This window comes from Nitrospira calida, assembly GCF_976986435.1.
Genome location: NZ_OZ335950.1, coordinates 328889 through 354889, shown reverse-complemented (window position 1 = coordinate 354889; position 26001 = coordinate 328889). Strand labels below are relative to the sequence as shown.

General features: G+C 59.9%; 28 protein-coding genes. 1 reads left to right on the top strand and 27 read right to left on the bottom strand.

Features of this window, described 5'->3' with window-relative positions; genetic code table 11:
• Positions 1-25 precede the first annotated feature (25 nt).
• Positions 26-199, bottom strand: a complete 174-nt coding sequence (locus tag ACWHTU_RS01840; protein ID WP_447861217.1) for a hypothetical protein — start codon at positions 197-199, stop codon at positions 26-28.
• Positions 200-378: 179 nt separating this feature from the next.
• Positions 379-1560 carry an FG-GAP repeat domain-containing protein gene (locus ACWHTU_RS01835; protein ID WP_447861216.1) on the bottom strand — a complete coding sequence of 394 codons (1182 nt, stop codon included), beginning with the start codon at positions 1558-1560 and terminating at the stop codon, positions 379-381.
• Between the two features lie 283 nt (positions 1561-1843).
• Between ACWHTU_RS01835 and ACWHTU_RS01830 the strand changes: the two genes are divergently transcribed.
• On the top strand, positions 1844-2164 hold the full coding sequence (locus ACWHTU_RS01830) for a hypothetical protein (protein ID WP_447861215.1): 321 nt from the start codon (positions 1844-1846) through the stop codon (positions 2162-2164).
• A 104-nt stretch (positions 2165-2268) separates the two neighbouring features.
• On the opposite strand, the gene ACWHTU_RS01825 is transcribed toward ACWHTU_RS01830, so the two are convergent.
• The 25 genes from ACWHTU_RS01825 to ACWHTU_RS01705 form a co-directional block, all read right to left on the bottom strand.
• Entirely contained in the window at positions 2269-2877 is a 609-nt protein-coding gene (locus tag ACWHTU_RS01825) for a hypothetical protein (protein WP_447861214.1), read from the bottom strand.
• Positions 2878-3067: 190 nt separating this feature from the next.
• Positions 3068-4078, bottom strand: coding sequence for a PCP reductase family protein (locus ACWHTU_RS01820; protein WP_447861213.1), 1011 nt, complete (start codon positions 4076-4078; stop codon positions 3068-3070).
• Between the two features lie 26 nt (positions 4079-4104).
• Positions 4105-4383 carry an HU family DNA-binding protein gene (locus ACWHTU_RS01815; RefSeq protein WP_447861212.1) on the bottom strand — a complete coding sequence of 93 codons (279 nt, stop codon included), beginning with the start codon at positions 4381-4383 and terminating at the stop codon, positions 4105-4107.
• A gap of 41 nt (positions 4384-4424) precedes the next feature.
• Entirely contained in the window at positions 4425-5324 is a 900-nt protein-coding gene (gene sppA, locus ACWHTU_RS01810) for a signal peptide peptidase SppA (RefSeq protein ID WP_447861211.1), read from the bottom strand.
• An 81-nt stretch (positions 5325-5405) separates the two neighbouring features.
• Positions 5406-7124: a 30S ribosomal protein S1 gene (locus tag ACWHTU_RS01805; RefSeq protein WP_447861210.1), complete on the bottom strand. Its 1719-nt coding sequence runs from the start codon at positions 7122-7124 to the stop codon at positions 5406-5408.
• Positions 7125-7183: 59 nt separating this feature from the next.
• On the bottom strand, positions 7184-7885 hold the full coding sequence (locus tag ACWHTU_RS01800) for a lysophospholipid acyltransferase family protein (RefSeq protein ID WP_447861209.1): 702 nt from the start codon (positions 7883-7885) through the stop codon (positions 7184-7186).
• A complete protein-coding gene (gene cmk, locus ACWHTU_RS01795; protein WP_447861208.1) occupies positions 7882-8541 on the bottom strand; it encodes a (d)CMP kinase in 660 nt (219 codons plus the stop codon). The genes ACWHTU_RS01800 and cmk overlap by 4 nt, the downstream gene beginning before the upstream one ends.
• Before the next feature lie 58 nt (positions 8542-8599).
• On the bottom strand, positions 8600-9922 hold the full coding sequence (gene aroA / locus ACWHTU_RS01790; RefSeq protein ID WP_447861207.1) for a 3-phosphoshikimate 1-carboxyvinyltransferase: 1323 nt from the start codon (positions 9920-9922) through the stop codon (positions 8600-8602).
• A 76-nt stretch (positions 9923-9998) separates the two neighbouring features.
• The gene (locus tag ACWHTU_RS01785; RefSeq protein ID WP_447861206.1) at positions 9999-10901 is read right to left on the bottom strand and encodes a prephenate dehydrogenase; all 903 of its coding nucleotides are present in this window, start codon (positions 10899-10901) and stop codon (positions 9999-10001) included.
• Positions 10902-10995: 94 nt separating this feature from the next.
• A complete protein-coding gene (aroF, locus tag ACWHTU_RS01780; protein ID WP_447861205.1) occupies positions 10996-12009 on the bottom strand; it encodes a 3-deoxy-7-phosphoheptulonate synthase in 1014 nt (337 codons plus the stop codon).
• Positions 12010-12043: 34 nt separating this feature from the next.
• A complete protein-coding gene (gene hisC / locus ACWHTU_RS01775) occupies positions 12044-13120 on the bottom strand; it encodes a histidinol-phosphate transaminase (protein ID WP_447861204.1) in 1077 nt (358 codons plus the stop codon).
• A 114-nt stretch (positions 13121-13234) separates the two neighbouring features.
• Positions 13235-14317: a prephenate dehydratase gene (gene pheA, locus ACWHTU_RS01770; RefSeq protein WP_447861203.1), complete on the bottom strand. Its 1083-nt coding sequence runs from the start codon at positions 14315-14317 to the stop codon at positions 13235-13237.
• Between the two features lie 252 nt (positions 14318-14569).
• On the bottom strand, positions 14570-15574 hold the full coding sequence (gene ruvB, locus ACWHTU_RS01765) for a Holliday junction branch migration DNA helicase RuvB (RefSeq protein ID WP_447863295.1): 1005 nt from the start codon (positions 15572-15574) through the stop codon (positions 14570-14572).
• Positions 15575-15578: 4 nt separating this feature from the next.
• Positions 15579-16115 carry a hypothetical protein gene (locus tag ACWHTU_RS01760; RefSeq protein WP_447861202.1) on the bottom strand — a complete coding sequence of 179 codons (537 nt, stop codon included), beginning with the start codon at positions 16113-16115 and terminating at the stop codon, positions 15579-15581.
• 5 nt (positions 16116-16120) lie between these two features.
• Positions 16121-16729 (bottom strand): Holliday junction branch migration protein RuvA, encoded by a 609-nt coding sequence (gene ruvA / locus ACWHTU_RS01755; protein WP_447861201.1) that lies wholly within the window; start codon positions 16727-16729, stop codon positions 16121-16123.
• Between the two features lie 104 nt (positions 16730-16833).
• Entirely contained in the window at positions 16834-17586 is a 753-nt protein-coding gene (locus ACWHTU_RS01750) for a YebC/PmpR family DNA-binding transcriptional regulator (RefSeq protein WP_447861200.1), read from the bottom strand.
• 135 nt (positions 17587-17721) lie between these two features.
• On the bottom strand, positions 17722-18030 hold the full coding sequence (locus ACWHTU_RS01745) for a DUF5683 domain-containing protein (protein WP_447861199.1): 309 nt from the start codon (positions 18028-18030) through the stop codon (positions 17722-17724).
• 30 nt (positions 18031-18060) lie between these two features.
• On the bottom strand, positions 18061-18867 hold the full coding sequence (locus ACWHTU_RS01740; RefSeq protein ID WP_447861198.1) for a hypothetical protein: 807 nt from the start codon (positions 18865-18867) through the stop codon (positions 18061-18063).
• A gap of 11 nt (positions 18868-18878) precedes the next feature.
• Positions 18879-19598 (bottom strand): PCP reductase family protein, encoded by a 720-nt coding sequence (locus tag ACWHTU_RS01735; RefSeq protein ID WP_447861197.1) that lies wholly within the window; start codon positions 19596-19598, stop codon positions 18879-18881.
• A gap of 136 nt (positions 19599-19734) precedes the next feature.
• Positions 19735-20661: an Mrp/NBP35 family ATP-binding protein gene (locus tag ACWHTU_RS01730; protein ID WP_447861196.1), complete on the bottom strand. Its 927-nt coding sequence runs from the start codon at positions 20659-20661 to the stop codon at positions 19735-19737.
• 186 nt (positions 20662-20847) lie between these two features.
• Positions 20848-22707: a GTP-binding protein gene (locus ACWHTU_RS01725; RefSeq protein WP_447861195.1), complete on the bottom strand. Its 1860-nt coding sequence runs from the start codon at positions 22705-22707 to the stop codon at positions 20848-20850.
• A gap of 122 nt (positions 22708-22829) precedes the next feature.
• The gene (gene cysD, locus ACWHTU_RS01720; RefSeq protein WP_447861194.1) at positions 22830-23627 is read right to left on the bottom strand and encodes a sulfate adenylyltransferase subunit CysD; all 798 of its coding nucleotides are present in this window, start codon (positions 23625-23627) and stop codon (positions 22830-22832) included.
• Positions 23628-23647: 20 nt separating this feature from the next.
• On the bottom strand, positions 23648-24688 hold the full coding sequence (gene trpD / locus ACWHTU_RS01715; RefSeq protein ID WP_447861193.1) for an anthranilate phosphoribosyltransferase: 1041 nt from the start codon (positions 24686-24688) through the stop codon (positions 23648-23650).
• Positions 24689-24718: 30 nt separating this feature from the next.
• Entirely contained in the window at positions 24719-25141 is a 423-nt protein-coding gene (locus ACWHTU_RS01710; protein WP_447861192.1) for a DsrE family protein, read from the bottom strand.
• A gap of 115 nt (positions 25142-25256) precedes the next feature.
• Positions 25257-25979, bottom strand: a complete 723-nt coding sequence (locus ACWHTU_RS01705; RefSeq protein WP_447861191.1) for a phosphoadenylyl-sulfate reductase — start codon at positions 25977-25979, stop codon at positions 25257-25259.
• Positions 25980-26001 lie beyond the last annotated feature (22 nt).

Here is a 26001-nt window from a genome sequence, read left to right as displayed (position 1 = left end):
GGCGCTGACGAAAGGCGGCCGTATATCACCGCAGCCGGTTCAGGATCAACGCAATGCAGCCGGCCAATAGCCCGCCGCCCAAGATCGTGACCGCGAAGGAAAGGTACGCGCTCGGGCCGCCCGCTGGATGCGTACCATAGAGAAGGTCTCGGACACCCCCTTGCACCATCAGGACCGACAAGGTTGTGAGCGATCCCATACTGAACCACCACAGAAACGTTCTCACTGGAGATTGCTGATCAGCTCAGCGTGATGGAAACCGCTTGTTGGTTGGGAAGTCAACCGCGTGTTGGAGGCCACTCTAACGTAGGCTCTCCACCCTGTCAAGAATCGCTCGGAATTTCCGGCGCCGGGCACAAAGCCGTTCCGATACCCGTTTCATCCTTGGCGGTGGTCCGGTGACGCCAATGTCTTGAGGCCACGGTGGAGAAATATCGAAACGGTACCGGCTCCGTTGTCTGCCGTGACCAGACCAGGTTCTTCTTCATCCTTGGTCGTCACATGAAACTCCGCAAGGGCGAACGGTCCCGCTTTCGTGCGATAGTTCCGCGGCGGGTACTCGAAGGTCCCGTCGCCTTTGCCGAAGAGAATCGACAGATTGTTCGATTGGAGATTCACAATGGCCACATCGGGGACATGGTCTCCATTGAAGTCCTTCGCGAGACCAAAATTCGGACCAGCGTCGGCCCCGGAGTCCTTCCCATTCTGAAACGTCGCGTTGCCGTTTCCGAGGAAGATCGTAAACGTGTCCTTGTCGCCGTTGATCACGAGGAGATCCCGGATACGGTCATTGTTGAAGTCGGCGAAGCTCACGCCCAACGGACGCTTGCCGGTTCGATAATCGGTGGGATCACGAAACGTCCCATCGCCGTTGCCGATCCAAATAGAAACGGCGCTCGACATCGGCCCTCCGTTGGTAACCGCCAGATCGACGTGGCCGTCCCCGTTGAGATCGGCAAGCGCGACCGACGTCGGGGTGTCGCCGTACTCATATTGCTGTCCCTCTTCGAATTGTCCTCTTCCTGTTCCCAAAAAGATCTTGATCTTGTCGTTCCGTAAGGCCACGACGAGGTCCGGCTTCTGATCGCCATTCAGATCATCGCTAGCGACAGACACAGGCGTCCGGTGGACCGCATAGCGAGGTCCTTCCTGAAAAGCACCGCCGGCGCGTCCATAATAGATCGCCACCTGATCGCTGCCGGAGCAGGCAACCGCAACATCCAGCCTCTCGTCCCCATCGAAATCCTTGGCCGCCAGTGCGCGCGGCTCTTTGCACACGTTGATCTGTACCTGATCTTTGAACGTGCCGTCACCGTTGCCGATAAGCAGCGACAGGGTATTACCGCCGATGTTGGTGGTCATCAGATCGGTGAACCCGTCGCCATTGAAATCGGCCGGAGTGACCGATGTCGGGTTTTTGCCCACCGGATAGCTGGCGAACAGGTAAAACAAATCGGGAGGGACATAGGAGTCTTTCTTGGCGCAGCCGCTGATTCCCGGAAGAGCGGGGGAAAACAGCAGACTCATAGCGGCAAGGAATGAGCCGGACCAGCCGATCAACTTGGCTCGTCTCCGAGCGTTTCTGCTAGCACTGATCCGGAATGCTTCGATCCGGAATGCTTCAGGGTACCCTTGGCACATCAGCGACCCGCTGCCTTCGTGGCAGAACGACGGGAGGGAGTATACAAAGTGAACCGCACTGTTCGCAACGGAGATTCCAGCGCGGGTCAGACCGGCGCCGACGAGATCGTCCCGATTTCACCGGCCAGAGGGATTGAACGCCAGGTCGTTTGAAAAATCGAAAATAGCTGCGTTAAAATGTTCTTATCTTGAGGAGGGAATCATGAGTGACACCGTGCAGATCGAGTTAACCATGTACGGGATCGCCGAAGTGTTGAAATGGTGCATCGACAGAAACAAGGGGCGAATTCCCGGCGTCGACACGGCGGGCTTCAAGAAAATGCAAGCCCTTTTGGCGGAAAAACCGCAGGTCAGCGATTACACCACCTTGGACCAGTTTTGGAAGAAGAAGGTGGTGCTGGAACTGACAAAAGAAGAAGTGGAGACCATCGACCGGTGTTTATATGACATCCCCAATATGGAGAACGTCCCGTTACCGCAGATCCGCCATAAGTTCTGGCCGAAGCAGCCCGTCACGCACTGAACTCCTTTATCTTATCTTATCCACGCCGCAACATTCTTCCCTCCACATGTCTCGGCGAAAACTCTTCCTGATTTTGCTCCAAAGGCACGCGCCAGGGCGGCCGCCTACCGCGCCCAAGTCACGGGATCGTCCGCAACAACACGAGACAGAGCAGCTAGGCGGGTTCGACAGAAACGAGTGACAGGGTCAGTGTCGGCGTCCGGATCGATACCGTCCCACAAGACGGAACGGATGTTCCATCGCACGATGGGATAGAAAATGATCGCGGGATTCGTGAAGAGCACGGTTTGGATTTCGGACAGGAGCTGATCTTCCTCCAGCCGTGTGCGAAACCGCTCGTAGACCAGACCGTACCACGTCATCGTGTCGCGGTAGCGAGCCTTCGCTTCCGCCAATTTGGCGAAGGCCCGCTCCTCTCGTTCCGTCAGGGGAGGCTCGTACCATTCGGGGGACCATGCACCGGCGATTGGTACCGGGTGGAAACGCGGCGAGGACCTGTTCCTGCGAAACCAGCCTTCCTGTCTGGCCTGCATCTCCGCACGCCATTCGTGCTCCAAGCGCCGGATTTCATGATAAGCTGATAAAAACTCATGAGTGAGACTGGCCAAGCACCGTGCTTCTCGCTCCAACGCCGTCGCGCAACCGGTCACGGCAACCCAGCATAGCCCCACCGTCATCGCTCTCTTCAGAATATGGGGTCGGCGCGCGGACATGCTGCATTTCACCCTACGCTTGTGGCAGGCTGTCTTCAAGTCGATAACAATGCACACTGGACATGACCAGCCGCCCGGGAGAGCAGGCATCAACTGTTGCGCGGGTGCGCAAGGAACCTTCCGGGTCCGGTCTGGAATCAAGCGACTGGGCAGTTTGAGGTGGGTCGGGCGGCAAAGGCGGCGGCGCTGATTACACGTCGAGAGGGCCCTCCCCCTTGAGGTACTTTCGGAACCGCTCCATCAATTCGGCACCCAGAGTGCCTCCTTCCGGCTTCTTAGTGGCTGGATCGTTGAAATGCGCGCGGATTTCCTGCAGACGTTTCTCCGCCTGTTCGTTGCCCTGGAGGCGCTTGGTCTTCTGGAGCGCTGTCTCGAACGCATTGAAGGTCAGCTCGTTGTAGCCGAACGACCGGATGCGCTTCACCGCCTTCATCATCGCCTGATTTCGGAACATTGTGAGATGAGCAGAATCGATCTCCTTGAGCCCCAACTTGCGCGCTCGGCGCTCGGCCGCCTTGCGGATGCCGCTCCGAACGAAATCTGGAGAAGCCTGAAGCCTCTTCCACGCTTCATCGGTCCAGGCGATCCGCTCCTGCGGAGAGTTCCACAACTGGACCAACGTCATCTCGTCGATGCGGCTCAACCCTTTTTCGCGAGCCAAGTCCTCGGCATCGCGCTTGAGCATATCGCTCACAAAATCCAGCGCGATCGCCGGCGCGTCCTTGATTTTCTGCTGGAGGCGGGCCAACGCTTCCTCCGTCCATTCGACGGGCGGCCCCTCCGGTTCCCGGATGTCGCCCAAGGCCTCGACTTTTTCGAAGAGATCGACATTGACCTCGAGGTGGCCGCGTTCCTGAGCAATCTCTTCGGCGATCTGCTTGATCATATAACGCATGAATTCCGGGACGGCCTCCAGCCGTTCACGAGCCGTGGCAGTCCAGGGAAGACGGCCTTTCGCTATTTGCTCGGCAGCGGCGGCCATATCGGCCCCGCCGCCCATGCGCCCCATCATCTGGCTCTTGAACTGTTCCAGGACCTGCACCGTGATTTCGGTGTAACCCAATTCGCGCGCCTTCTTTTCCGCCAGGCGCCGAACCATTCCCCGGAGGAACGCCGGGGCGCGCTCCAGGCGTTGAAGCGCGTCCTCCGTCCAGCGGATGTCGGAAACGACGGACGGTTCCTGAGATTCGAGCGGCCCCATGGCTTCTTTTCCTTTCCGTCTGACGGTTACTTGTTGAGGAGTTCTTTCAGCTCCTTGCCGGCCTTAAAGAAGGGAACTTTCTTTGCAGGCACGGCCACCGTCGCGCCGGTCTTGGGATTGCGCCCCTCTTTCATCCGCCGCGCGCGGAGGCGAAAACTGCCGAATCCTCGGATCTCGGTTTTATCCCCTTTTTTGAGCGAGTCACGGATGCTGTTGAAGACCGTATTCACTACGATCTCCGCTTGTCGCTTCGTCAACGTGGTGACTTGCTCAGAAACCCGCTCGATGATCTGTGCTTTCGTCATGGCGTACGCTCCTTCTTGACGCGTGATGTCCCGGTCTCGGGCTAGAACGCCATCAAGTATTTGAGACTGACCCCGGTCTGCAAATCGATCTTCGGAAGACCGCCGAACAGCCGAGATTCGAGCAGCTCACGGATCGAGAATCGGCGCCGCGGTTCGACCACCCGAGGCTCGCCTTCGATTCCCGCCAGATCGGCGGCTAGCCTGATCGCATCGTCCAGATCGCCCAACTCGTCGACCAGTTTCGCCTCTTTCGCCTGGCGTCCCGTAAAGATCCGTCCGTCGGCCAAGGGTTGGACCTCCGCGACATCCAACGAGCGGCCCTCGGCTACCGCTTGAATGAACTGTTGGTGGACGTCGTCCATAACGGTCTGCAGGAGCCGCCGATCTTCGTCGCTCATCTTCCGGAGTGGAGACCCGATGTCCTTGAACCGGCCGCTTTTGATCACGACACCTTCGACTCCGATTTTTTTCAACAGCCCTTCCACATTGGCCATCTCCATGATCACGCCGATGCTGCCGGTCAACGTACCGGGATTGGCGATGATTCGATCGGTCGCGCAGGCAATGTAATAGCCGCCGGACGCCGCCACCGTTCCCATGGAAGCCACGACAGCCTTGTTGCTCTTGTTCCGCACCCGTTTGACCGCGTCGTAGATTTCCTGGGAAGGCACGACGCCACCGCCGGGACTGTCGATGCGCAGGACAATCGCTTTGATGGACGGGCTGTCGCCGAATTTCTTGAGTTCCCCGACGGTGGGCTGAGCGTCCAGGATCACCCCTTCCACCCGAATCAGAGCGATCCGGTCCTCCCAGGAGAGATCCAGATCGGGGAAGATCAGGTTGCTTAGGATGGTTAACCCCAGCCCGATCGCGATCACCCAAAGAAGCAGCCGCAACGGTCGGCGACGAGGGGTCGGCTTTTCGGCTGCGTCATCGGTCATAGGTTGCAATCCGTTTCCCGATTGTACCGGCGGGCTGGCTCCTGAACGGACAGAGTGTACCGCGACCGGCGAGACTTGTCGTCAACCTTCAGCGGATTCGGCCTGCCCTCGCTTCCGACTTTGTTTCGCCGTCCGGCCCAGGCTTTGGTCAAGCGAGCCCTGCGCCGCGTGGAATTCGTCCACCTGTTTTCGCTCGGTGTCTAGCTGATGATCCCGGAGGCTCAATGCGATCTTTCGTTCCTCCCGATCGACCTTGATAATCTTGGCGGTTACCTCGTCTTGCAGTCTGAACTTGTCTTCTAACCGCATCTGCGGTTCAAGCGCCGCCTCGCTGATGTGAATGAGTCCTTCCACACCCCCTTCCAACTCGACGAAAATACCGAAATCGGCGATCTTTGTGACCTTCCCCGTGGCAGAATCGCCAACGCGGTATCGACCGGGAATGTCAACTTCCCACGGGTCTCGGGTGAGTTGCTTGTAACCGAGCGAAAGGCGTTCTTTTTCCTTGTCGATTCTGAGCACCACTGCCTCGACTTTCTGACCTTTTTTGAAGAGCTCGGAGGGATGCTTGATATGCTTGGTCCAGGACATGTCCGAAATATGGATCAGCCCGTCGATGCCTTCCTCCAGTCCGATGAAGGCCCCGAAGTCAGTCAAGCTTTTCACCTTGCCCTCGATCCGGGTTCCCGGAGGATACTTGGCCTCGACCATGTCCCAAGGATTGGGGGCCGTCTGTTTCATCCCCAGGGAGATCTTGCGGTTGGCAGGATCGACATTGAGCACAGCCGCTTCGACCTGATCTCCCACCGAGACGACGCGCGACGGATGTCGAACTTCGTGCGTCCAGGACATTTCGGAGACATGCACCAGACCCTCCACACCCGGCTCCAGTTCCACGAACGCGCCGTAGTCCGTCAGGCTGACGACTTTCCCGCGCACACGTGCGCCGACCGGATACTTGGCCGCCACGTTGGTCCAAGGGTCGGCCGATTTCTGTTTCAGACCGAGCGAAATACGGCCGGTTTCTCGATCGTACTTCAACACGGTCACTTCGACCTTGTCGCCAACGGTGAAGAGTTCGGAAGGATGGCCGACCCTTCCCCATGACATATCGGTGATGTGCAGCAACCCGTCAATGCCGCCCAGATCGATGAACGCCCCGTAGTCGGTGATGTTTTTGACCGTGCCCTGAATCAGTTGTCCTTCTTTCAAGGTAGACAGCGTAGTCTGCCGTTTCTTGTCCCGCGTTTCTTCCAGCAGAACGCGTCGCGAAACGACCACATTCCCGCGCCGGTGATTGATTTTGATGATCTTGAGGGGGAAGGTCTTCCCAATAAGGGAATCCAAATCGCGTACCGGATGGAGGTCGATCTGCGATCCGGGCAGGAACGCTTTGACGCCGATGTCGACCATCATACCGCCCTTGATCCGTGAAATGATCTTGCCCTCAACGCTCTTTTCTTCCTTGTAGATTCGTTCCAGTTCCTCCCAAATTTTCATCTTGTCCGCTTTTTCCTTGGAAAGAACCAGATTTCCTTCGGCGTCTTCGCGCTCCTCGATATAGACCTGCAGCCGGTCGCCGACTTTCAGGGTCGCCAGTTCCTCGCTGGAAAACTGGTCGGTAGGGATCATGCCCTCGGATTTGTACCCGATGTCGACCACGACCTTGTCTTTGCTGATCGCCACAACCCGCCCTTCGATGATGGTGCCTTCCTCGAAGTTTCGGAACGTCTCCTCGTACAATGCGGCGAGCGCAGTCCGATCCAACCGCTCTTCACTGGGCTTCGAAACCGTGTCCATGCGCGCTTCCTACATCCTCCGACCACTGGTCGGGTGCTGATGGTTAAATGCACCAAGCCTTACTCAGCATTGTAAGACCTGGTGGCCAAGCGCCCGGCGGGCGTCTGGTCTTCCTGCCGATTCTCGTGCAACCTCTCCGGCGGAGGCACTTGCCCGAGTTCTGCGATCTTCGCCATCACGGTTCGGCTGACGTGACGATAGAAGGCTTTACCAGCGAACGGCTTCACGCCGTCCGAAAAAACGATAGGCTCGCCGTACGTGACAGTGACCGGCCGAAAACGAGGCCACCATGCGCCGACCGGCAGGGCCTCATAGGTTCCCTTGATGTAAGCGGGAATGACCGGGCAACGGGTTTGCGCGACGATGACACCGAGACCCGGCCGCCCGGGACGCAACTGCCCGTCAGCCGTTCGGCTGCCCTCAGGGAAAATCACCACCGCCTTTCCGGCTTTGATGAGCCTGATCGCTTTGCTGAAAGCCTCACGGTCCAGCCGACCCTGGCGCATCGGGATCCAGCCCAGCGCCTGCAAGATCGTGTTGAGCACCGGAACCGGAAACAGATCGTGTCGACCGAGAAACCAGACCCGCCGTCGGATGCCGCACCCCAGCAACGGGATATCGAGAAAACTGGCGTGATTCGCCGCCACCAGAACGCCGCCCGTCCGAGGAATGTTCTCGCTGCCGATCGCCCGATACCGGAAACAGAGCCGGCCGATCGCTCTAAACGCAAGCCACAGCAACCCATAGACGATTCCGCTCACAATTTGGCCGCAATCACCGCCATCATTTCGTCGACCACCTGATCGGGATCCAGCTTCGACGTGTCGATTCGGACCGCATCTGGAGCAGGAACCAGCGGGGCCAGCGCTCGCGCCTGGTCACGGGCATCCCGTCCTGATAGATCTCGACGAATCTGTTCGAGGTGGGTTCCATGGCCCGCCGCGATGAGTTCGCGATGCCGTCTAGCCGCCCGAACATCGACATCCGCCTCCAGAAAGAACTTCACATCGGCATCGGGAAAGATCTTGGTGCCGATATCCCGTCCCTCTGCCACCACGGCGCCTGCGGCGCCGACTTCTCGCTGAATCGGGAGGAGCCACTCTCGGACAGCAGGGATGGCGGACACGATGGAAGCGGCAGCACTGATGTCCGGAGTTCGGAGTTCGCCCGTCACGTCACGGTCATCGACCAGCACTCTCATGTGTCCTTGGGTAAATTCCGTCCGAATCCGCATGGTCGGCAGGATCGAGACAACCGCGGCAGTGTCGGTCGGAGCGATGCCGGAGACCATGACCTTCCATGCGACCGCGCGGTATAGAGCGCCTGTGTCAAGATGTACATATCCCAGTCGTGCCGCCAACAGTTTGGCGACAGTGCTCTTTCCGGCTCCCGCCGGTCCATCGATCGCGATAATCAACCGGCTTCGGCCATGCTGTGCCTCACGACCGCTCCCTGGTGCGGCTGTATTATAGTCATCAACAACGTTCAGTCAATAATTCCAACATCTTACGCTCGAAATTCGGAAAGGACGTCTCGATACACTCTGTGTCGCGAATGACGGTCGGGGAACAGGCTGCGAGACCGGCGATCGCCAGGGACATGGCCACTCGGTGGTCGCCGTGGCTGGCGCAGACCGCGCCTTGGAGTCCCTGGTTGCCATGACTTGGGCCTAGGCCTTGGATGACCATGCCATCTGGGTTTTCAGTGATCTGCACACCCATTTTCCTCAGCTCCATAGCCATGGTTGTGATGCGGTCGCTTTCTTTTACCCGCAGTTCTTCCGCCCCGCTGATGATGGTTTCGCCTTGCGCAACCGCTGCGGCGACACACAGAATCGGAAATTCATCGATAGTCTGCGGAATATCTTCCGGTCCGATACGAATACCGCGCAGTGCCGCGGATTTAATCCGGAGATCTGCCACGGGTTCCCCGGCCTCCTCGCGCCGGTTCGAAATTTGAATGTCCGCTCCCATGCGGGAAAGGATTTCCAGAATACCCGTCCGAGTTGGGTTGACCCCGACTCCGACCACCGTCACGTCAGAATCCGGGACGATCGTCGCTCCCACGATGAAAAATGCGGCTGCTGAGAGATCGCCCGGCACCACCAGGGCGTTCACCCCGCTCCACCGCAAAGGCGACCGACCCTCCAGCGCGATCGTTGCGCCTTTCCGGTCCAGCGGAATGCCGAAATACCGAAACAGCCGTTCCGTATGATCGCGTGACAGCCGGGGCTCCGTCACGCGGGTCGTCCCTTCGGCAAAGAGAGCGGCAAACAACAAGGCCGATTTGACCTGAGCGCTCGGCAGGGGCAACTGATACTCAATAGCCTTCAAGCGGCTCCCCGTCACGGCCAGCGGAGCCAATTCTCCGCCTTTGCGGCCCGCGATCGTGGCGCCCATCTCTCGCAGAGGCCTGACCACGCGCCCCATCGGCCTCCGCCGGACCGATTCGTCACCGGTCAGCACCGTGAAGAAATCCTGCCCCGCCAGTAGCCCGGCCAAGAGTCGGATCCCGGTGCCCGAATTACCGCAGTCGATCGGCCTGTCCGGCTCCGCCAAACCCCACAGGCCCTTGCCGTGCACCCGGAGTTGGTCCGGAGATTCATCGATCCGAACTCCCAGTGCTTGAAACGCACGCACAGTGTTCAGGCAGTCCTCACCCCGGCAATAGGCTTTGATCGTACTTTCGCCTTCCGCCAAAGCCGACAGCATGATCGCCCGATGGGTGATGGATTTATCTCCAGGAACCGACAGGGTTCCCTTCAACGGGCGCCCGGGGATAATGGTCAACGATGACATCAGTGCTCAGCGCGGAGCGCTATGAGCGCGAAACGTTCCGGCAAGTCACTCCTGTCGCGCTCGCCTTGCAGATCCTTCACGCGTCGCTCGTCGCGGGGTTGTTGAGCTGCTCGCGCACCTGCTTGGCGCGTTCCAGTTCTTTTTCGATTCCCGAGCCGTCGCCAGCCTTGATAAGTCGCTTGAGTTGCTCAAGGTGCCGTTCATACACCTCGATCATGGCCACCAGGTTGTCTCGGTTCCAAAGAAAGATGTCACGCCACATTTCCGGCGAGCTGGCGGCGATGCGGGTCGTATCCCGCAGGCCGCCTCCCGAATGGTTGCGCAGGTCCAGGTCCGGGACTGACCGCTCGCGAATCTCGGTCAAGGCGTTGACGAGCGCGAAGGCCGCTACGTGGGGCAAGTGACTGACCGCTGCCAGGATTCGGTCGTGCACGAACGGGTCCATGCAGATAACGACCGAGCCGGCTGCTTCCCAGAGTTCTCGGATCAATTGCAAAGCCTGCGGATCGGTGCGGTGCGTCGGCGTCAGGATGCAGCGGGCCCCCTTAAACAGCGTGGCAGACCCCGCAGCCACGCCGGTCTTCTCTTTTCCAGCGATGGGATGCGCGCCGACGAACCGCGCGCCTTCCGGCATCAGGCGTTCGGCCCTCTCGACCAGTGCGCCTTTCACGCTGCCCACGTCGGTGACGATGGTTCCCGGCTTCAAGCAACTCGCCCAGCTCTTCAAATGCCGTTCATACGTGTCAACCGGTGTGGCGAGGATCACCAGGTCCGCGTCGCGAACGCCGTCTTTTGGGTCATCGACATACCAATCGATGGCACCGAGGTCGACGGCCGTCTTCAAACTTTCGACGCGTCGCCCGATGCCAACCACCGAGCCGGCCAATTCCTGTTGCCGGATGACCATGCCCAACGACCCACCGATCAGTCCGACTCCGACAATGGCGACTCGTTCGAAGTGAGGAGCCCGTCCAGTCATGAACGTTCAGCCCGATAGAGACGGCCTTCAAAACGGGAACGCCGCGGCACATCACGTATTCGGTTGATCAGCTTGCGCACGGCTGATGGTTCTCTCACACTTCGCGGCCAACCGCTTCCGCGATCTTTCTCACATCGTGCATCAGTTCTTTGAACTTCGGCGGCTTGATGGACTCCTCCCCGTCGCACAGAGCGCATTCGGGATTCGAGTGCACTTCGATCAGCAGTCCGTCCGCTCCGGCAGCGATGGCGGCTTTGGACATCGGCGCGACCAGGTTCCACTTGCCGGTGGCATGGCTGGGATCCACGATGACCGGGAGATGGGACAGTTCCTTCAGCGTTGGGATCGCCGCTAGATCCAGCGTGTTGCGGTATTGGGTCTCGAAGGTCCTGATTCCCCGCTCGCAGAGCATCACGTTCCGGTTGCCCCGCGACATAATGTATTCGGCGGACAGCAGGAACTCTTTGATCGTCGCGGAGAGTCCCCGCTTGAGCAGGACGGGCTTGTCATAGGCGCCGACCTCCTTGAGCAACTCGAAGTTCTGCATGTTCCGCGCACCGATCTGGATGATGTCGGCCTTCTCCAAAAACAGCTCGATATCCCTGGTATCCAGGATCTCGCTGACGACCGGCAGACCGGTCTGTTTCTTGGCTTCCAGGAGGTAATCAAGTCCTTCGCGGCCCAACCCCTGAAACGAGTAGGGCGAGGTGCGCGGCTTGTAGGCGCCACCTCGCAGAATGCTCGCCCCCGCCGCCTTGACTTCATGGGCGATCCCCACGGTCAGCTCCAGACGCTCCACCGCGCACGGACCGGCCATGATCGCCAGTTTCTTGCCGCCGATCTTGACGCCGTTCACGTCGATGATGGTGTTGTCCTTTTTGAATTCACGGCTGACGAGTTTCCAGGGCGCCAGGATCGGCAGGACGTTCTCCACGCCGGGGAGCGCAGTCAGCGGCTGATTCTGCAGAATGCGATCGTCGCCGATGACCCCAATGATGGTGCGTTCCTGTCCGGTCGAAATGTGCGCTTTGAGACCTAGCTCGCGGAGTCGATCCAGGATATGGTCGATCTCTCGTTCGGTTGCTTCCGGCTTGAGTACGATGATCATGGCTGTCCCCTTACCTTCCTCGACTTCAAATGGCTCAGGATAAGACCTTCTTCAAGGCCGCCAAGAACGCGCGATTTTCCTCCGGCAGGCCGATGGTGACCCGCAACATCCGCCCTTCGATGTGTCGGACGATCACCCCCTGCCGCAGCAACGCCTCAAAGACCTGCCGGCCGTCCCTCCCGACGTCGAAATACAGAAAATTTGTCTCGCTCGGCAGGGGTTGGAAGCCGAGCGCAACCAGTTCCGCGCAGACAATCTCCTTCTGCTCCTGATTCATTGCTCGGCTCTTCGCGAGGTGTTCTTCGTCGTCGAGTGCCGCCAGCGCGGCCCGCTGAGCTAGGCTGTTCGCGTTGAACGGAGGGCGGACCCGGTTGAGATAGCCGACGATTTCCGGCGTGGCGAGTCCGTAGCCGATGCGGAGCCCGGCCAAGCCGTAGATCTTGGAGAACGTCCGCAAGACCACGGCGTTGCGGTTCCGTCTCACATAAGCCAGGCTGTCTGGAAACATCGGGCTGCGGACATATTCATAATAGGCTTCGTCAAAGACCACGACGACATGGTTCGGCACCCGTGCCATCAGGGCCTCGACCTCGGCCGCATCGACCATTGTGCCAGTGGGGTTGTTGGGGTTGCAGATAAACAGCAGCCTGGTACGTTCCGTCACCGCGTCAGCCATTGCGGACAGGTCATGTCGCCAATCCTTAAGCGGCACGACCACCGGCACGCCGTGGGCGGCGGTAACCTCCATTCTATAGATGACGAACGTGTGGTCCGCCATCACGGCTTCGTCGCCAGGAGACAAGAAGACCCGCGCTAGCAGGCCGAGAATCTCATCGGATCCGTTGCCCAGGATGACGTGATCGGGGGTGACTTTCCAACGTTCGGCCAACGCGCTCCGCAGCTTAGAGGCACCGCCGTCGGGATAGCGGTTCACTGTCGCAGCCACCTCCGCCAATACGGCCAGGGCCTTGGGCGACGGGCCGATCGGGTTTTCGTTGGACGCAAGTTTGATCACTTGAGGTAGACCAAGCTCGCGCTGCACCTCCTCCACCGGCTTGCCCGGCACGTAAGGCAACAGCGAGACGATATCGGGGTGGACATTCAACGCCATGGTTTCATTCGCCCCGTTCGTGACATGTGACCCCTTCCCACTGCCTCGTCGCTCAAAGGATGGATGCTCGCGGTTCCCCAACCGGGACCGAACAACGGTCCCGATTGACGTTCTTTACGCATGCGCCGGGTATGATCCCAAAACCTTCATGAAAAGGCAGCGTCCCTTGACCTCTTCCAAGGCTTTTCTTACTCGATCCTCTTCCACGTGGCCTTCGATGTCCACGAAGAAAATGTACTCCCAGGCTTTGCGTCGAGACGGCCGGGACTCGATCTTCGTCATGTTGATCCCGTGCGAGGCGAAGGGACGCAATAGGTCGTACAGCGCGCCGACCCGGTCTTTCACAGAGAGCATCAGCGATGTCTTGTCTTTCCCCGTCCGCTCCGGCGATTTTTGCGAGAGGATCAAAAACCTGGTGAAATTGTTCATGTTGTCTTCAATTCGGGCCCGCACGACCTTCAACCCGTAGAGTTGTCCGGCCAGTTCCGACGCAATGGCGGCGGCACTCGGTTCGTCCACGCACAGCTCGGCGGCGCGCGCCGTGCTGGCGACTTCCGCAACCGGAACATGTGGCAGATTGGTTTCCAGCCAATTCCGACATTGGGCGATCGCGTGCGGATGGGAATAGATCTTTTTGATATCCTCGATGGTTCCGGTTTTGGAGAGAAGGTGATGGGATACTTCCTGCAAGATCTCGCCGTAAATCAGCAGATTGGAATCGATGAACATATCCAAGGTGTGATTGACCACTCCCTCGGTCGTATTTTCGATTGGGACGACGCCGAAGTTTGCCCGGCCCCGTTCCACTTCGTTGAAGACATCCTTGATGCCGGTGACCGGCACGTATTGGGCCGACGAGCCGAATTTCTGCATACAGGCCATATGGGTGAAGGTCGCGCGCGGTCCCAGGTAGGCCACCTTCTGCGGACCCTCGAGGGAGAGCGATGCGGACATGATCTCGCGGTATACCGGTCGGATCGCCTCGTTGGGAAAGGGGCCCGGATTCTGACGCGTCAACCGCTCGATGATCTCTGCCTCGCGGGCTGGGGTGTGGAGATTCGCATCTCGATCCGACTGTTTCTTCAGTCTGCCGATTTCAATGACGTTCTTGGACCGCTCGTTCAGGAGGCGGAGGATTTCGTCGTCGATCCGGTCGATCTCCCGGCGATAATGCTGCAGGTCCTTGTCAGCAGCCATCCTTGCTCGGCTCCCCAGGCTCACCGATTGGATTGCCTGACCGAATCGCGGACGATAAGGCAGGTGGGCGTGGATTCCCGTCTACGACGGTGAATCATGGAGCCAAGGGATGGATGATACAGGAAGGCAACGATCCTTTGCAAGGATAGCCTTGGCGATTCAGGCACTTGGAGAGAAGTGACCCGCTGTACTTCGTGATCTCGGACAGACAAACCCATCACCGGGATCAGGCCTATCCATTGGGCAGACCGCTCAGGAGAGCAAATCTTTCGGTTTTTTGAAGTGTTCGAAGGCCCGTCTGGTAGCCTGGCGTCCTCGAGCGGTACGCTCGAGAAATCCCGCTTGAATCAGATACGGCTCATAGACGTCCTCCAACGTGCCTCTGTCTTCTTGAACCGCGGCAGCCAAGGATTCGACTCCCACCGGCCCTCCCCCGAACGTCTCGATGATTGTCAACAAAATCTTCCGATCCATTTCGTCAAAGCCGGCGGAATCCACGCCCAACCACGCCAGCGCATCCTGCGCCACCTGTCGGGTGATCCGGCCCTCAGCTTTGATCTGGGCATAGTCCCTCACTCGCCTGATCAGGCGGTTCACGATCCGCGGGGTGCCCCGCGCGCGGCTGGCAATCTCTGCCGCCCCCGCAGCGTCGATCGCCACGCCAAGCAAACTGGCCGAGCGACGGACAATCGCCTCCAACTCGACCGGCGAGTAAAATTCCAACCGATGCACCAGCCCAAACCGGTCCCGCAGGGGAGACGTGAGCGCTCCGGCGCGCGTCGTCGCGCCGACCAAGGTGAAGCGAGGCAGCCCTAGTTTGACCGTGCGCGTGGACGGACCCTGGCCGATAACCAGATCGAGCTGAAAGTCCTCCATAGCCGGATACAGCGCCTCTTCGACCGAAGCCGGTAAACGGTGGATCTCGTCAATGAACAGTACATCGTGTTCCTGCAAGTTGCTTAGGATTGCGGCCAGATCGCCCGCGTGAGTCAGCACAAGCCCCGAGGTCGAACGGATGGATACACCCATCTCATGAGCGATGACATGCGCGATGGTAGTCTTACCGAGGCCGGGTGGTCCATAAAAGATCGCATGGTCCAGCGCTTCTCCCCGTCGTCTGGCGGCCTCAATGCAGATGCGGAGGGATTCCTTCATCCGCTCTTGGCCCACGTATTCTTCCAGGGTGTGAGGCCGAAGCGAGGCCTCCAGTCCCCTCTCGTCCTCGGCAAGACGCCCCGTCACCAGGCGCTCTCCCATGGAGTCAGTATCCATTCCCCTCGTCGGTTTTCTTCTTGTCAGGAGCGGGGCGGGATTGGGGGGGAGAAGGGAGGACGCCATGGCCTGGCGGAGGCGTCGACCCGCAGTCCGGCGGACAGGTCAGGCCGCCTGTGGTCGGATCGGGGAGAACAGGTTCCATGTGCTGTAACTGGCACTGACTGAGTAAGCCGCCGTCTTTGTCGCCGCAACGAGCCGGCACCAACGAGCTGCCGATCTGCACATAACCCTCTGGGCAAGAGCCGCAGACAGGCAGAATATTGGCGCCCAGCGGCACACATTGGACCAGGGTCGGCTCGCCGTCTTTGCAGATTTCCGGCGCGGTGGTGACGCCCGTGGTGGCATAGCCCTCGGGGCAGGTGCCGCAGGTTTTGTGAATACTTTTCGGTTCGGTGGCCTTTTCGGCACCGACGAACCGACCGGACCCCACCGGCCAGAGGATACTGCCCAAGAGCAGCCCCCACACGAACGCACGGCCGAGCAAACGCTTTCTTACGTGTTGGAATCCCGCCTCGATCCCCATGTGGCTCACCCCCTTGCCAATTCTCTGAGGGTTTCTCGGATCAAGTCCGTCAGCGGGAGACTGTCGCCGCGGCGACTCCGGACCCGCTTAAGGACCTCCTTCACGTCAGCGGTTCGATACCCCAGGTTGACCAAGGCGGACAAGGCGTCCTCCTGGACCGGATCGACACGACCCGCGATCACATGGACGACCTTGCCCGAGACAGAAGGGAGGCGCTCCACTTTGTCTTTGAGTTCCAACGCGATCCGACCGGCCGACTTTTTCCCGATGCCAGGTACCGTAGCCAGTTTTTCCACATCGCCAGCCTGTACGGCGGAGACGAGATCGGAGACCGTCAATGCGGAAAGAACGCCGAGCGCCAGCTTGGGACCGATTCCGGAAACACCGGTCAGGAGCACGAACGCCTCCTTTTCGACGGCCGTCAGGAATCCAAAAAGCTGAATGGCATCCTCGCGAAGATGCGTATGGATGTGAAGCGAGGTGACGTCATCCAAATTGGGCAGCGCATAATAGGTGCTGAGTGGAACGAACACTTCGTAGCCGACGCCCTGGACATCGAGCGTCACGTGGGTGGGTGCCTTGGACACCAGTCGGCCCGTGAGTGAGGCGATCATCGGATCCTGTGATGTGTCAACGTCGCGGATAACGCGGGAGGCACCAGCCTCGGGTGCCAGACACCAGCCAAAGGAGCTGCGGGGACCCGCAGTCACCTGCGTCCTTAGCCTGCTGCGGCCACTTTCTCCATGACTTCTTCCGATATATCGAAGTTGGCATGAACCTTCTGAACGTCGTCGTGCTCGTCCAGGATTTCCATGAGCTTCAGCATCTGCTCGGCGGACTTCTCCTCAAGCTTGATGTAATTTTGCGGCACGAAGGTGACCTCAGCCAGGGAGGTTTCGATCTTGGCGTCGGCCAAGGCTTTCTTGACTGCCTCGAACTCCTGCGGACCGGTGATGACCTCGAAAGTCTTCTCGCCGACTTTCACATCTTCGGCACCGGCGTCGAGCGCGACGGAGAGCAGCCGGTCCTCGTCCACTTTGTTCTTCTCCACAACCAGAATGCCTTTTTTTTGGAACTGCCAGGCTACCGAGCCGGCTTCGGCCATGGTACCGTGGTTCTTCGTCAATAGGCTGCGGATCTCCGCAACCGTCCGGTTCCGGTTGTCGGAGGTGATCTCGAGCAACAAGGCGGTGCCGCCCGGGCCGTATCCCTCGAGAGTAAACTCTTCGTAGGTCACGCCAGGCAACTCTCCGGTACCCCGTTGGATGGCCTTTTTTATCGTGTCGCCCGGCATGTTCGCATCTTTGGCTTTGGCAATGGCCAGCCGGAGCCGAGGGTTGCCTTCTGGATCCCCCCCCTGCCGCGCGGCGATGGTCAGCTCACGGATCAGTCTAGTGAAAATCTTGCCGCGCTTTGCATCCTGCGCGGCCTTATGCCGTTTGATGGTCGCCCAGTGACTATGGCCGCCCATAAGACCCTCCTCTGGACCGAGAACCCCGACGCGGTCCAGGTACTACATGATTTCCCGTGTGCTTGGAACGAGGTAGAGCTAACACAGACGCAACGAGGGTGTCAACGCTGGAGCCGTGCTTGCCGAATCAATCGGTCAGCGTGTTCGCCTGGCCATCCGCATGGCATCCACAATGCTCCAGAGCGCCAACAACAGCAGAAAAGCGGCCAGGGTCAGGAGCAGGCCGAGGTTTGAGGGAACTTCATCGGCCAGCAGCGACTGTTCGAAGCGCTCCACGTCGATCGCGCTGAGCAGTGCGCCAATGATCAGCAACGCAACGAAGAAAAACGCCGCACCCTTGGCCCATTGACCATTGTACAACTGGCCTAACCCGGGGAACAACGCCGAGAGGAAGGCGGCAATCGCGGGGTTGACGTTCGGCTTCGGCGAACGTTCTGCTTGCATCGCTCGAGCGCGCTCCGCCAGGGGAAAGGATCACTCCGCGTAGAGCAACAACTGCAGTCCGATCAGCAAGACCAAACCGGCCCAGGCCAGTTCCCAGGACAACCGGCCTCCCGTCCGGAGGATATTCCCGCCACGTTGTTGTCCCTGCCAACCGGAGACGAGCTTAGAAGAGCCGGCTGTGATCGCCAGTATTCCCATGACAGTGTGATGAACGGCGATCTTCTGGGCGAATGGATGCGCGCCGTGCTCGTGCCCGAACAGCAACAACCCGCCGATGATCGCCAACGCGGGCAGCGGCACCATCCAGGCCTCATGCGCAAGCCGGCCGAACCGCCGGAGCAGTTCGATCACCCCGACGCCCAACAGCAGCAGACCGTAGGTCTTGTGCTGAACGATTTCCTTGTCATCGCCGAAAAAAGTTTGGGCGAAGCCGAGCGGCCCAACCGGCCAGGCCTCATGGTCGCTCCAGATCAAAAGAAAGCCTCCCGCCGCGGACATCGCCACCGGGAGGAGAAATCTGCTCCAGGTGAACCTGGAGCAGGCCAACGCTTCCCGTAGTTCGCTGAGCCCGATCAGAATCACGAAGACCCCGGCCACGTGGTGATTGAACTCAGAGTAGGCCTTTCCCTCCGGCGAGCCTTCCCATTCCAGCGCGCGTGGTGCCGATGTTCCGCTATGGACATGCTCGTGGCTGTTCTGTTCGACGCGAACACTGCCATGCGACGAATCGCCGTGCCAGGCGGAGGCCAGAGCGGTGAAGACATTGCACCATGAGATGACCAAGAAAAAGGCCCATCCGTACGACCGGATGAGCCCTTTGTCGCACCCCCGTACCACGCGCCTGAGCCTTACATGAACTTCATGAACTTCTCTTTCGCTTCGTCCATGACTTGCGCCGTGATCGTCGAGAGGCCACGCTCTTTCGCCAACCGTTCGATCTCCCGCTTGGCCATCGGGCGAATGAAATCCGGAATGTTCTCCAGTCGCTTTTCGGCTTCCGGAGTCCAGGCAACGCTGCCGGAATCGTTCTTGGAGTCGTCCATCACCTGGAGCGTGATGGTCTTGTATCCGTGCTTTCGCGCATAGGCCTCGACGCTGCTCTGGACCAGCGGACGCACGAACGCCGGGAGCCGCTCTAATTTGCCCTTGGCATCGGGGGACCATGTGAACTCGGAGGTCGCCGAACCGGGTTTTGCCTGACTTCCCGACGATGCGAGCCCCATTTGGGCCACCATCGCCGAAAACGGACACCCGCTTGACTTGGTTTCCGGCTTGCTTTGTCCGGCGGGGTTTGTTGCTGCCCCGACCTGCTGCCCGCCCCGAATCTTCTCGTTAAGATAGGCCGCCATCTGTCCGGCCCCGGCCAGGGCCTCTTCTTTTAGTGTGCTCCGAGTCATCTCAAACGGCTCCGCTGGCGTCGTCCTGCCGCCCAACTTCACACCTAGCGAGCTCACCATCTGCGTTTCGCCGGGATTGGTCACCATGGAAAACTTGGCCCCGCAGGAGGGACATCCGAAGAACACGCCCAGCGAACCCTCCGCTGGCTGTTCCACCTTCTCGAAGGTCATGTAAGTTTCGCAGTTCAAGCAAACGAATTTCATTTTCCACCCCCGAGCGAGGGGCAGGGGACTCGGGGCAAGGGTGACGAAGAAGATCTCTGCTCTTCGTCCTTCTTCCCTACCCGCCTCGCGCCTCTTGCCTCTGTTAGAGCCTTTCCGCCAACACCCTCTTGTACTCAATAAGGGTCACGACGCGTTCCGCAATCTCGCGGTATCGCTGAATCGTTGGATAGTTCTCGTCCAACAACGGCGTCCCCTTATCGAAGGTCGTGGCCAGCGTGCGGTCAAACGGGATCCGGCCGAGAAGCGGGACATCCAGCACCTCGCACATCGCCTCTGTGTCGCCTTCGAAGAGCTCATGTTCGGCTCCGCAGGAGGGACAGCGGTACCGGCCCATGTTTTCCACCATCCCGAGCACTCGGATCCCCATATCGCGTGCGTAGGTGACCGACTTCTGGACGACATCGGACGCGACTTCGGAAGGCGTCGTGACGACGATCGCGCCGGCGAGGTCAGGAATAAACCCGGCCATCACGGGCGGCTTGTCGGCGGCGGCTCCCGGAGGCAGATCGGTCAGGAGATAATCCAATTCACCCCACACGACGTCCGCAAGGAACTCCCGGATGACGTTCATTTCCATCACGCCCAGCCAGACCGGACTCAGATCCATCGGGCCCTTCCACCGGACCGGCGACGCCTCGCCGAGGAAGAAATCCATCGACGCCACCTTGACCCCCAACGGTCCGACGGGAGGGACCGCGCCCTCAGGCGTAAGCGTCAGCGATTGTCCATGCAAGCCGAGCATCCGCGGCACGCACGGACCGTTGAGATCCACATCTAACAGCCCGACCCGGTACCCCAGGCGCGCTAGCGCCAGGGCCAGGTTCACCGTCGTCATGCTCTTGCCAACCCCGCCCTTGCCGCTCATCACGACGATTTTGTGTTTGATGCCGGCCATGCGGGCTCGCACCTGCTCCATCTGTTCGGTGATTTGTTGGACCACCCTTGCATCGTCGGTGTACCGGAGTTTACTCAGGATGGATTTGAGGTCTTTTTCGTGTGCCGCAGGCATAGGTTTATTTCACCGGAACAATGCGACAGAAGACTAACGGTAACACAAGGGTTTTTAGAGAGTCAAACGTCCCACCGCCAGCAAGTCGCTGTAGCGGATAGCAGGAGTAGCCGATGAACAACGAAGCCGATTATCCATCGTGAGTTATTCGCTGCTCGCTATCGGTTGGTCGCTTGGTTTGAGTTCTTAGATCGAATACTGGAACGTCGGCTTGCTGCCGATCGCGTGTGCCAGCACACCCCGGCGCTTGAGTTCTTCGATGATGCGGCGGGCGGCCTCGTCGAAATCCTGGGGGCCGCTGAAGTGCAGGTCGGTGTTCGGCGGGGGCTCTTCCTCCGTCTTGCTCATGTGCACGGCGATCACGGGAGCCGGATGCACCAGGGTCCGAATAGCCTGCACCGCGTCCCGATAGGCAGCCCCAAAGGGATTCGTCGTGGAGACGACGATCAGGCCGGTGTCGATCAGCAACCGCGCGACTTCGCCGTAGCGCCGGGCCATTTCTGTGGTAACGGCTTTGTCCGATTCCACCAGATCAGCGTCCAGACCTCGCCGGAGATTCTCGCCGTCCAGCAGATACGCATGCCGTCCTTCCGCGACCAGGAGCGCCTCCAGTTTGCGAGCGAGAAAGGATTTCCCTGTATGGCGTCCACCGGTCAACAGAACGATAGCCGCGCGATGCCCGTACCGCTGGGCCCGCTCCTCTGCACTTACTTCGCCTTTCACCCAGGCGAAATCGCGCCGGCGGGCTTCTTCCCGCAGAAATTCCTGTTCGTCGTGGACCAACTCGGTGATAATGCCGCCGCCGGAGATGTCGTAGTGATCGACGATCACAAAGCGGCCGGTGGCCTCGAACGATGCAGACAGGTCGAAGGCGATGGGCCACTTGGTCCGCAGGGTCAACTCGGCGACCTGGTTCTTCTCGACGGCGTGGCCGCCCTGCCGTTGATCGAGGTCCTGCGTGTCGATGAGGCGATGGATAGCCACCACCTCGCAGTCCACTTCCCGCGTGGCCAGCCGAAGCTGATACTTCCGCCCGCGTTCGAGCGGCCGCCGTCCCACCCAAAACACGTTGGCTCGAAAGGCGGTGGAGACCAACGGGATATCGTCCTGATGAGACGCGATTTCGCCGCGCTCGATGAAAATCTGCTCGTCCAGCGTGATCCCGATAGACTGCCCGGCCCGCGCTTCGGTCGGCGGCGGCTCGATGTTGAAGGCCTCGATGGTCTTGACGTTGGCGGTCTTGTTGGAGGGGGAAAAAACCAATCGGTCTCCCACCTTCAGCCGGCCGGCGGTGATGCGGCCGGCGATGATCCGGCGGGCGTCGAACTTATAGACGTCCTGCACCGGGAACCGGAGCGGTTGCTCGGCCCGCGCGGTTTCCTTCCTGAAGATGCCCAACGTGTCGAGCACGGTGGGTCCTTGATACCAAGGCATGCGTCCGCTGCGCGCGACGATATTGTCGCCCAGCTTCGCACTCACGGGAATAACCTGCTGCGGGACGACTTTGAACTGTCCAAGATAGTCCAGGTACTCCTTCTCGATCCCGTCGAAGACATCGCGGCGATAGCCGACCAGGTCCATTTTATTGACGACCACAGCAACCTGCCGGACGCCCAACAGTGAAAGCAGGTAACCGTGTTTCTTGGACTGCTCTTTCACTCCTTCGAGGGCGTCGATCAACAGCAAGGCGGCTTCGGCCCGGGCGGCGCCCGTGATCATGTTTTTGAGGAATTCCTTATGGCCCGGGGCATCGAGGATGATGTACTGCCGACCGTTCCAGTTGAAAAACGTGCGGGCTGTGTCGATCGTGATGCCTTGCTCCTGCTCTTCCAGAAATGCGTCGAACAGGAAGGCGTATTCGAATTCCTTGCCCTGCTGACGGCAGATAGCCTGGACTTTTTCCAACTTGCCCTCCGGCAGCGAGCCTGTATCGGCGTAGAGCCGGCCCAGCAAAGTGGACTTGCCGTGGTCCACGTGGCCGACGATGACGATCTGCATGGTCTCGCGGGGCTTGGCGCCGGTCGTCGCTTGCGTCTTGGGTGTCATGGCCTTATGGAAATCCTACTCGCGCCGCCAGCGGGACTCGCCGTTCCCGTTTTCCGCGCTGGCCCCCATTGCTCTTGGATGCAACGGGTGCCCAGCGCGGTCTCGCGCAGCGCCGGTTCGCTTCACATATACCCTTCCTTGCGCAGCAGCTCCATCCCGCGTCCCTCGTCCTGCGCGCGGCCGGCGCGCTCAGCAACCGTTGTGTGCCGCAACTCCTCAATAATGTCGTCGACGGACTTGGCGGTGGATTTGATCGGGAACGTACAGGGTGCGCAGCCCAGACTGCGATACCGGGTTCCGTCACCTCGGTCAAGATAGAGATCGATGAAGGGAATGTTCTCCAGCTTGATGTATTCCCAGATGTTGATCTCGGTCCAATCCAGCAACGGGTGGATGCGGACGTGTGTGCCCGGCGGGAACGAGGTCTTGAACTGGTCCCACAGCTCGGGCGGCTGGTCCCGGAAATCCCAATCGCCGTGCTTGTCGCGCGGTGAGAAATACCGCTCTTTGGCCCGCGTGCTTTCCTCATCGGCGCGCACGCCCAGGATGATGCCGGTATAGCCCTTTTCTTCGATGAGCTGCTTGAGGGCGGTAGTTTTGAGCGCCGTGCAGCACGTGACCCGGCCCATCGTGTGGTTCATGCCGGCGGCCAGGGCTTCTTTGTTTTGGCCGACCACCAGGTTCAGCCGCCATTCGCGGGCCAACCGGTCGCGATACTCGATCATGGCCGGAATTTTGTAGCTGGTGTCTACGTGAATGAGCGGAAACGGCACGTGGCCGAAGAAGGCCTTGCGCACGAGCCATAGCAGTACGGTGGAATCTTTGCCGATGGACCAGAGCATGGCCAGGTTGTCGAAGTGCTTATAGGCCTCACGTAGGATGTACACGCTCTGAGCTTCCAATTGACGGAGATGGTTCACAAGCAGGGTCTCCTTTTTCCTTAGGCATGAATCGGTTCATTCGCCCTGGTCAGATCGGCCAACTTCCGCGCCGCCGCTCCCGAGTCGATGGCCCGCTGGGCCATGGGCAGGCAAAAGGAAATCGACGGGCCCTTGCCGGCCGCGTACAACAACATGGCGGCGTTAAGCGCCACCCAATCGCGCGGTCCACCGCGCACTTCGTTCCGCACGATCCGCGCGAGCAACTCCGCCTCCTTCTCACGCTGCTCGGCCGGGAAACCCGCCATCTCGCGAAAGGAGGCCGGCGGCAGTCCGATGTCCTGCGGCTGCAACGACAAGGGCATGATGCGTTCGTCCCGCAATTCCAACACCCTGGTCGCCGAGGCCAGAGAAAGCTCCGGGTCGCCTTCCACGCCGCGGATCACCAGCGCGCGCCGGGTCCCCAACATGCGGAGCGCTTCGGCCGTCTTTTCGAAGTACGGCGGGTGGGTCAGACCGATGACCTGAGAGGAAGCGCGGGCCGGATTCAGCATGCGGGCGATGGGGTGAAAAAAGTTCCGCAATCCCAATTCCGTCCTGAGTTCGAGGAATCGCGCGACAGGCGGGTGGTAGAGCGCGATATCCAGATAGGCGAACCCTTTCGTGACGAGCTCGTCCGTCGCCTGTGTCGGCGTGAGCTCGGTCGGGACCCCCAGCCCCTTCAAGACCGCGGCTGTCCCGGGCCGTTGCGGAATCCCTTCATGACCGTGCATGAGCACCGCCGCACCTGCGGCGGCCGCCACCACCGCCGCTCCAATGGATGCGTGAAACGTGTCTTGCTTGCCGGCATAGGTCGGGAGATCAACGAGCGCCAAGCCCTCGGGCACAGGCAACGGCGCAACATACTGGCGAGCTGCCGTAACGAAGGAGGCCAGTTCGGTCACGGACTCCGCCTTCATGCGCATGGCGACCAGAAAGGCTCCGACCTGGAGCGGCGTGGCCTGTCCCTCGATCAGGCACTTCATCGCCTGCTTGGCTTCTTCCCAGGTCAAGTCCTTGGAGGTCTTCGGCCCTTTGGCGATCTTGGCGATGAACTGCTGCATACGACCTATGACGTGTCACGCATGATGTGTCTAGAAGGTGAGCACCTGGTCGGCCGTAGCCACTTCTTCTTTCCAAAAGGCATCCGCCGCCTGGACTTCGTCCAGTTCGGGGATCAACTTTTCGACCGTAATTTCGAGCAACTCCAAGGAATCGCGGCACACCGAAAACTTCGCGTCGCCTTTTTCTTTGATCTCGCGCAAAATCGCGGGCAAGTCGTGCTTGCCGCGGGCACGCAGGATTTCCCGCATATGGGCATCGCGGCCTTTGTAGGCTTCAGAGAACACCATGTCTTTGACTTTATCCTGCGTTAGCCGCAAGGCCGCCTCGTCTCGGAAGAACACGCTCACCTGCGTGCCGGCGACGGTGGCGATGCGGGCGAGTTCGCAGGCCTGAAGCAGATTGTTATAGGAACCACGGGTCACAATCACGGCCAGCTTCTTCACGGCGGTCACCCCTCCACCTCATCTCAGATGTCAGCGGGTGTCACTGAGCAAAACAAGGAGGCTAAAGGCGACGAGTTCGCGCGACCTGGTCCAAGCCGCCTCTAGCCTCGTATTCACGACCTGTTTACTTGTGCAAGCCGCACTCGGTCTTGGCGAAATTCCTCCATCGCCCGGCGCGCGGATCTTCCCCCGGTTGGACCGGCGCCGTGCAATGCGTACAGCCGATGCTGGGATAGTTCCGGTCATGAAGCCGGTTGTACGGCACCTCATACAGCTTGATGTATGTCCATATGTCCTCAGCCGTCCATTTCGCCAACGGGTTGATTTTAACGAGCTGGAATTTGCGGTCCCATTCGATCAGCCCGGCGTTCGCCCTGGTCGGCGCCTGGTCGCGTCTGATCCCCGTAATCCAAGCGTCGAAACCTTTCAAAACCCGCCTCAGCGGTTCGACCTTCCGCAGCTCGCAGCAGCGGTCCGGCTGCCGCGCCCAGAGGGCGTCCCCGTACTGCGCCGCTTGTTCAGCCGGCGTAAGGAGCGAGGTGATCCGCAGGACCTGTTCGGGGCGCAAGCTGTATTTCTCGACGATGCGATCCCTGACTTCGTAGGTTTCGGCGAACAAGAATTCGGTGTCGAGATAAAACAGCGGAACCCGCGGATTGATCCGCTGGATCATGTCCACCAGCACGACGTCTTCGGCGCCGAAGCTGCACGCAAGCACGATCTTGGGCATATAGCGCTCGATCGCATAGGCCAGCAGATCCTGCGGCTGCTGCGTCTCGAAGGAATCGTTCAGCCGTTTCAGCTCTTCTTCCAGCGACGCACCGACGGTCTGCACCTCTCGAGGCACCCGGATTTCCCTTTCAATCACG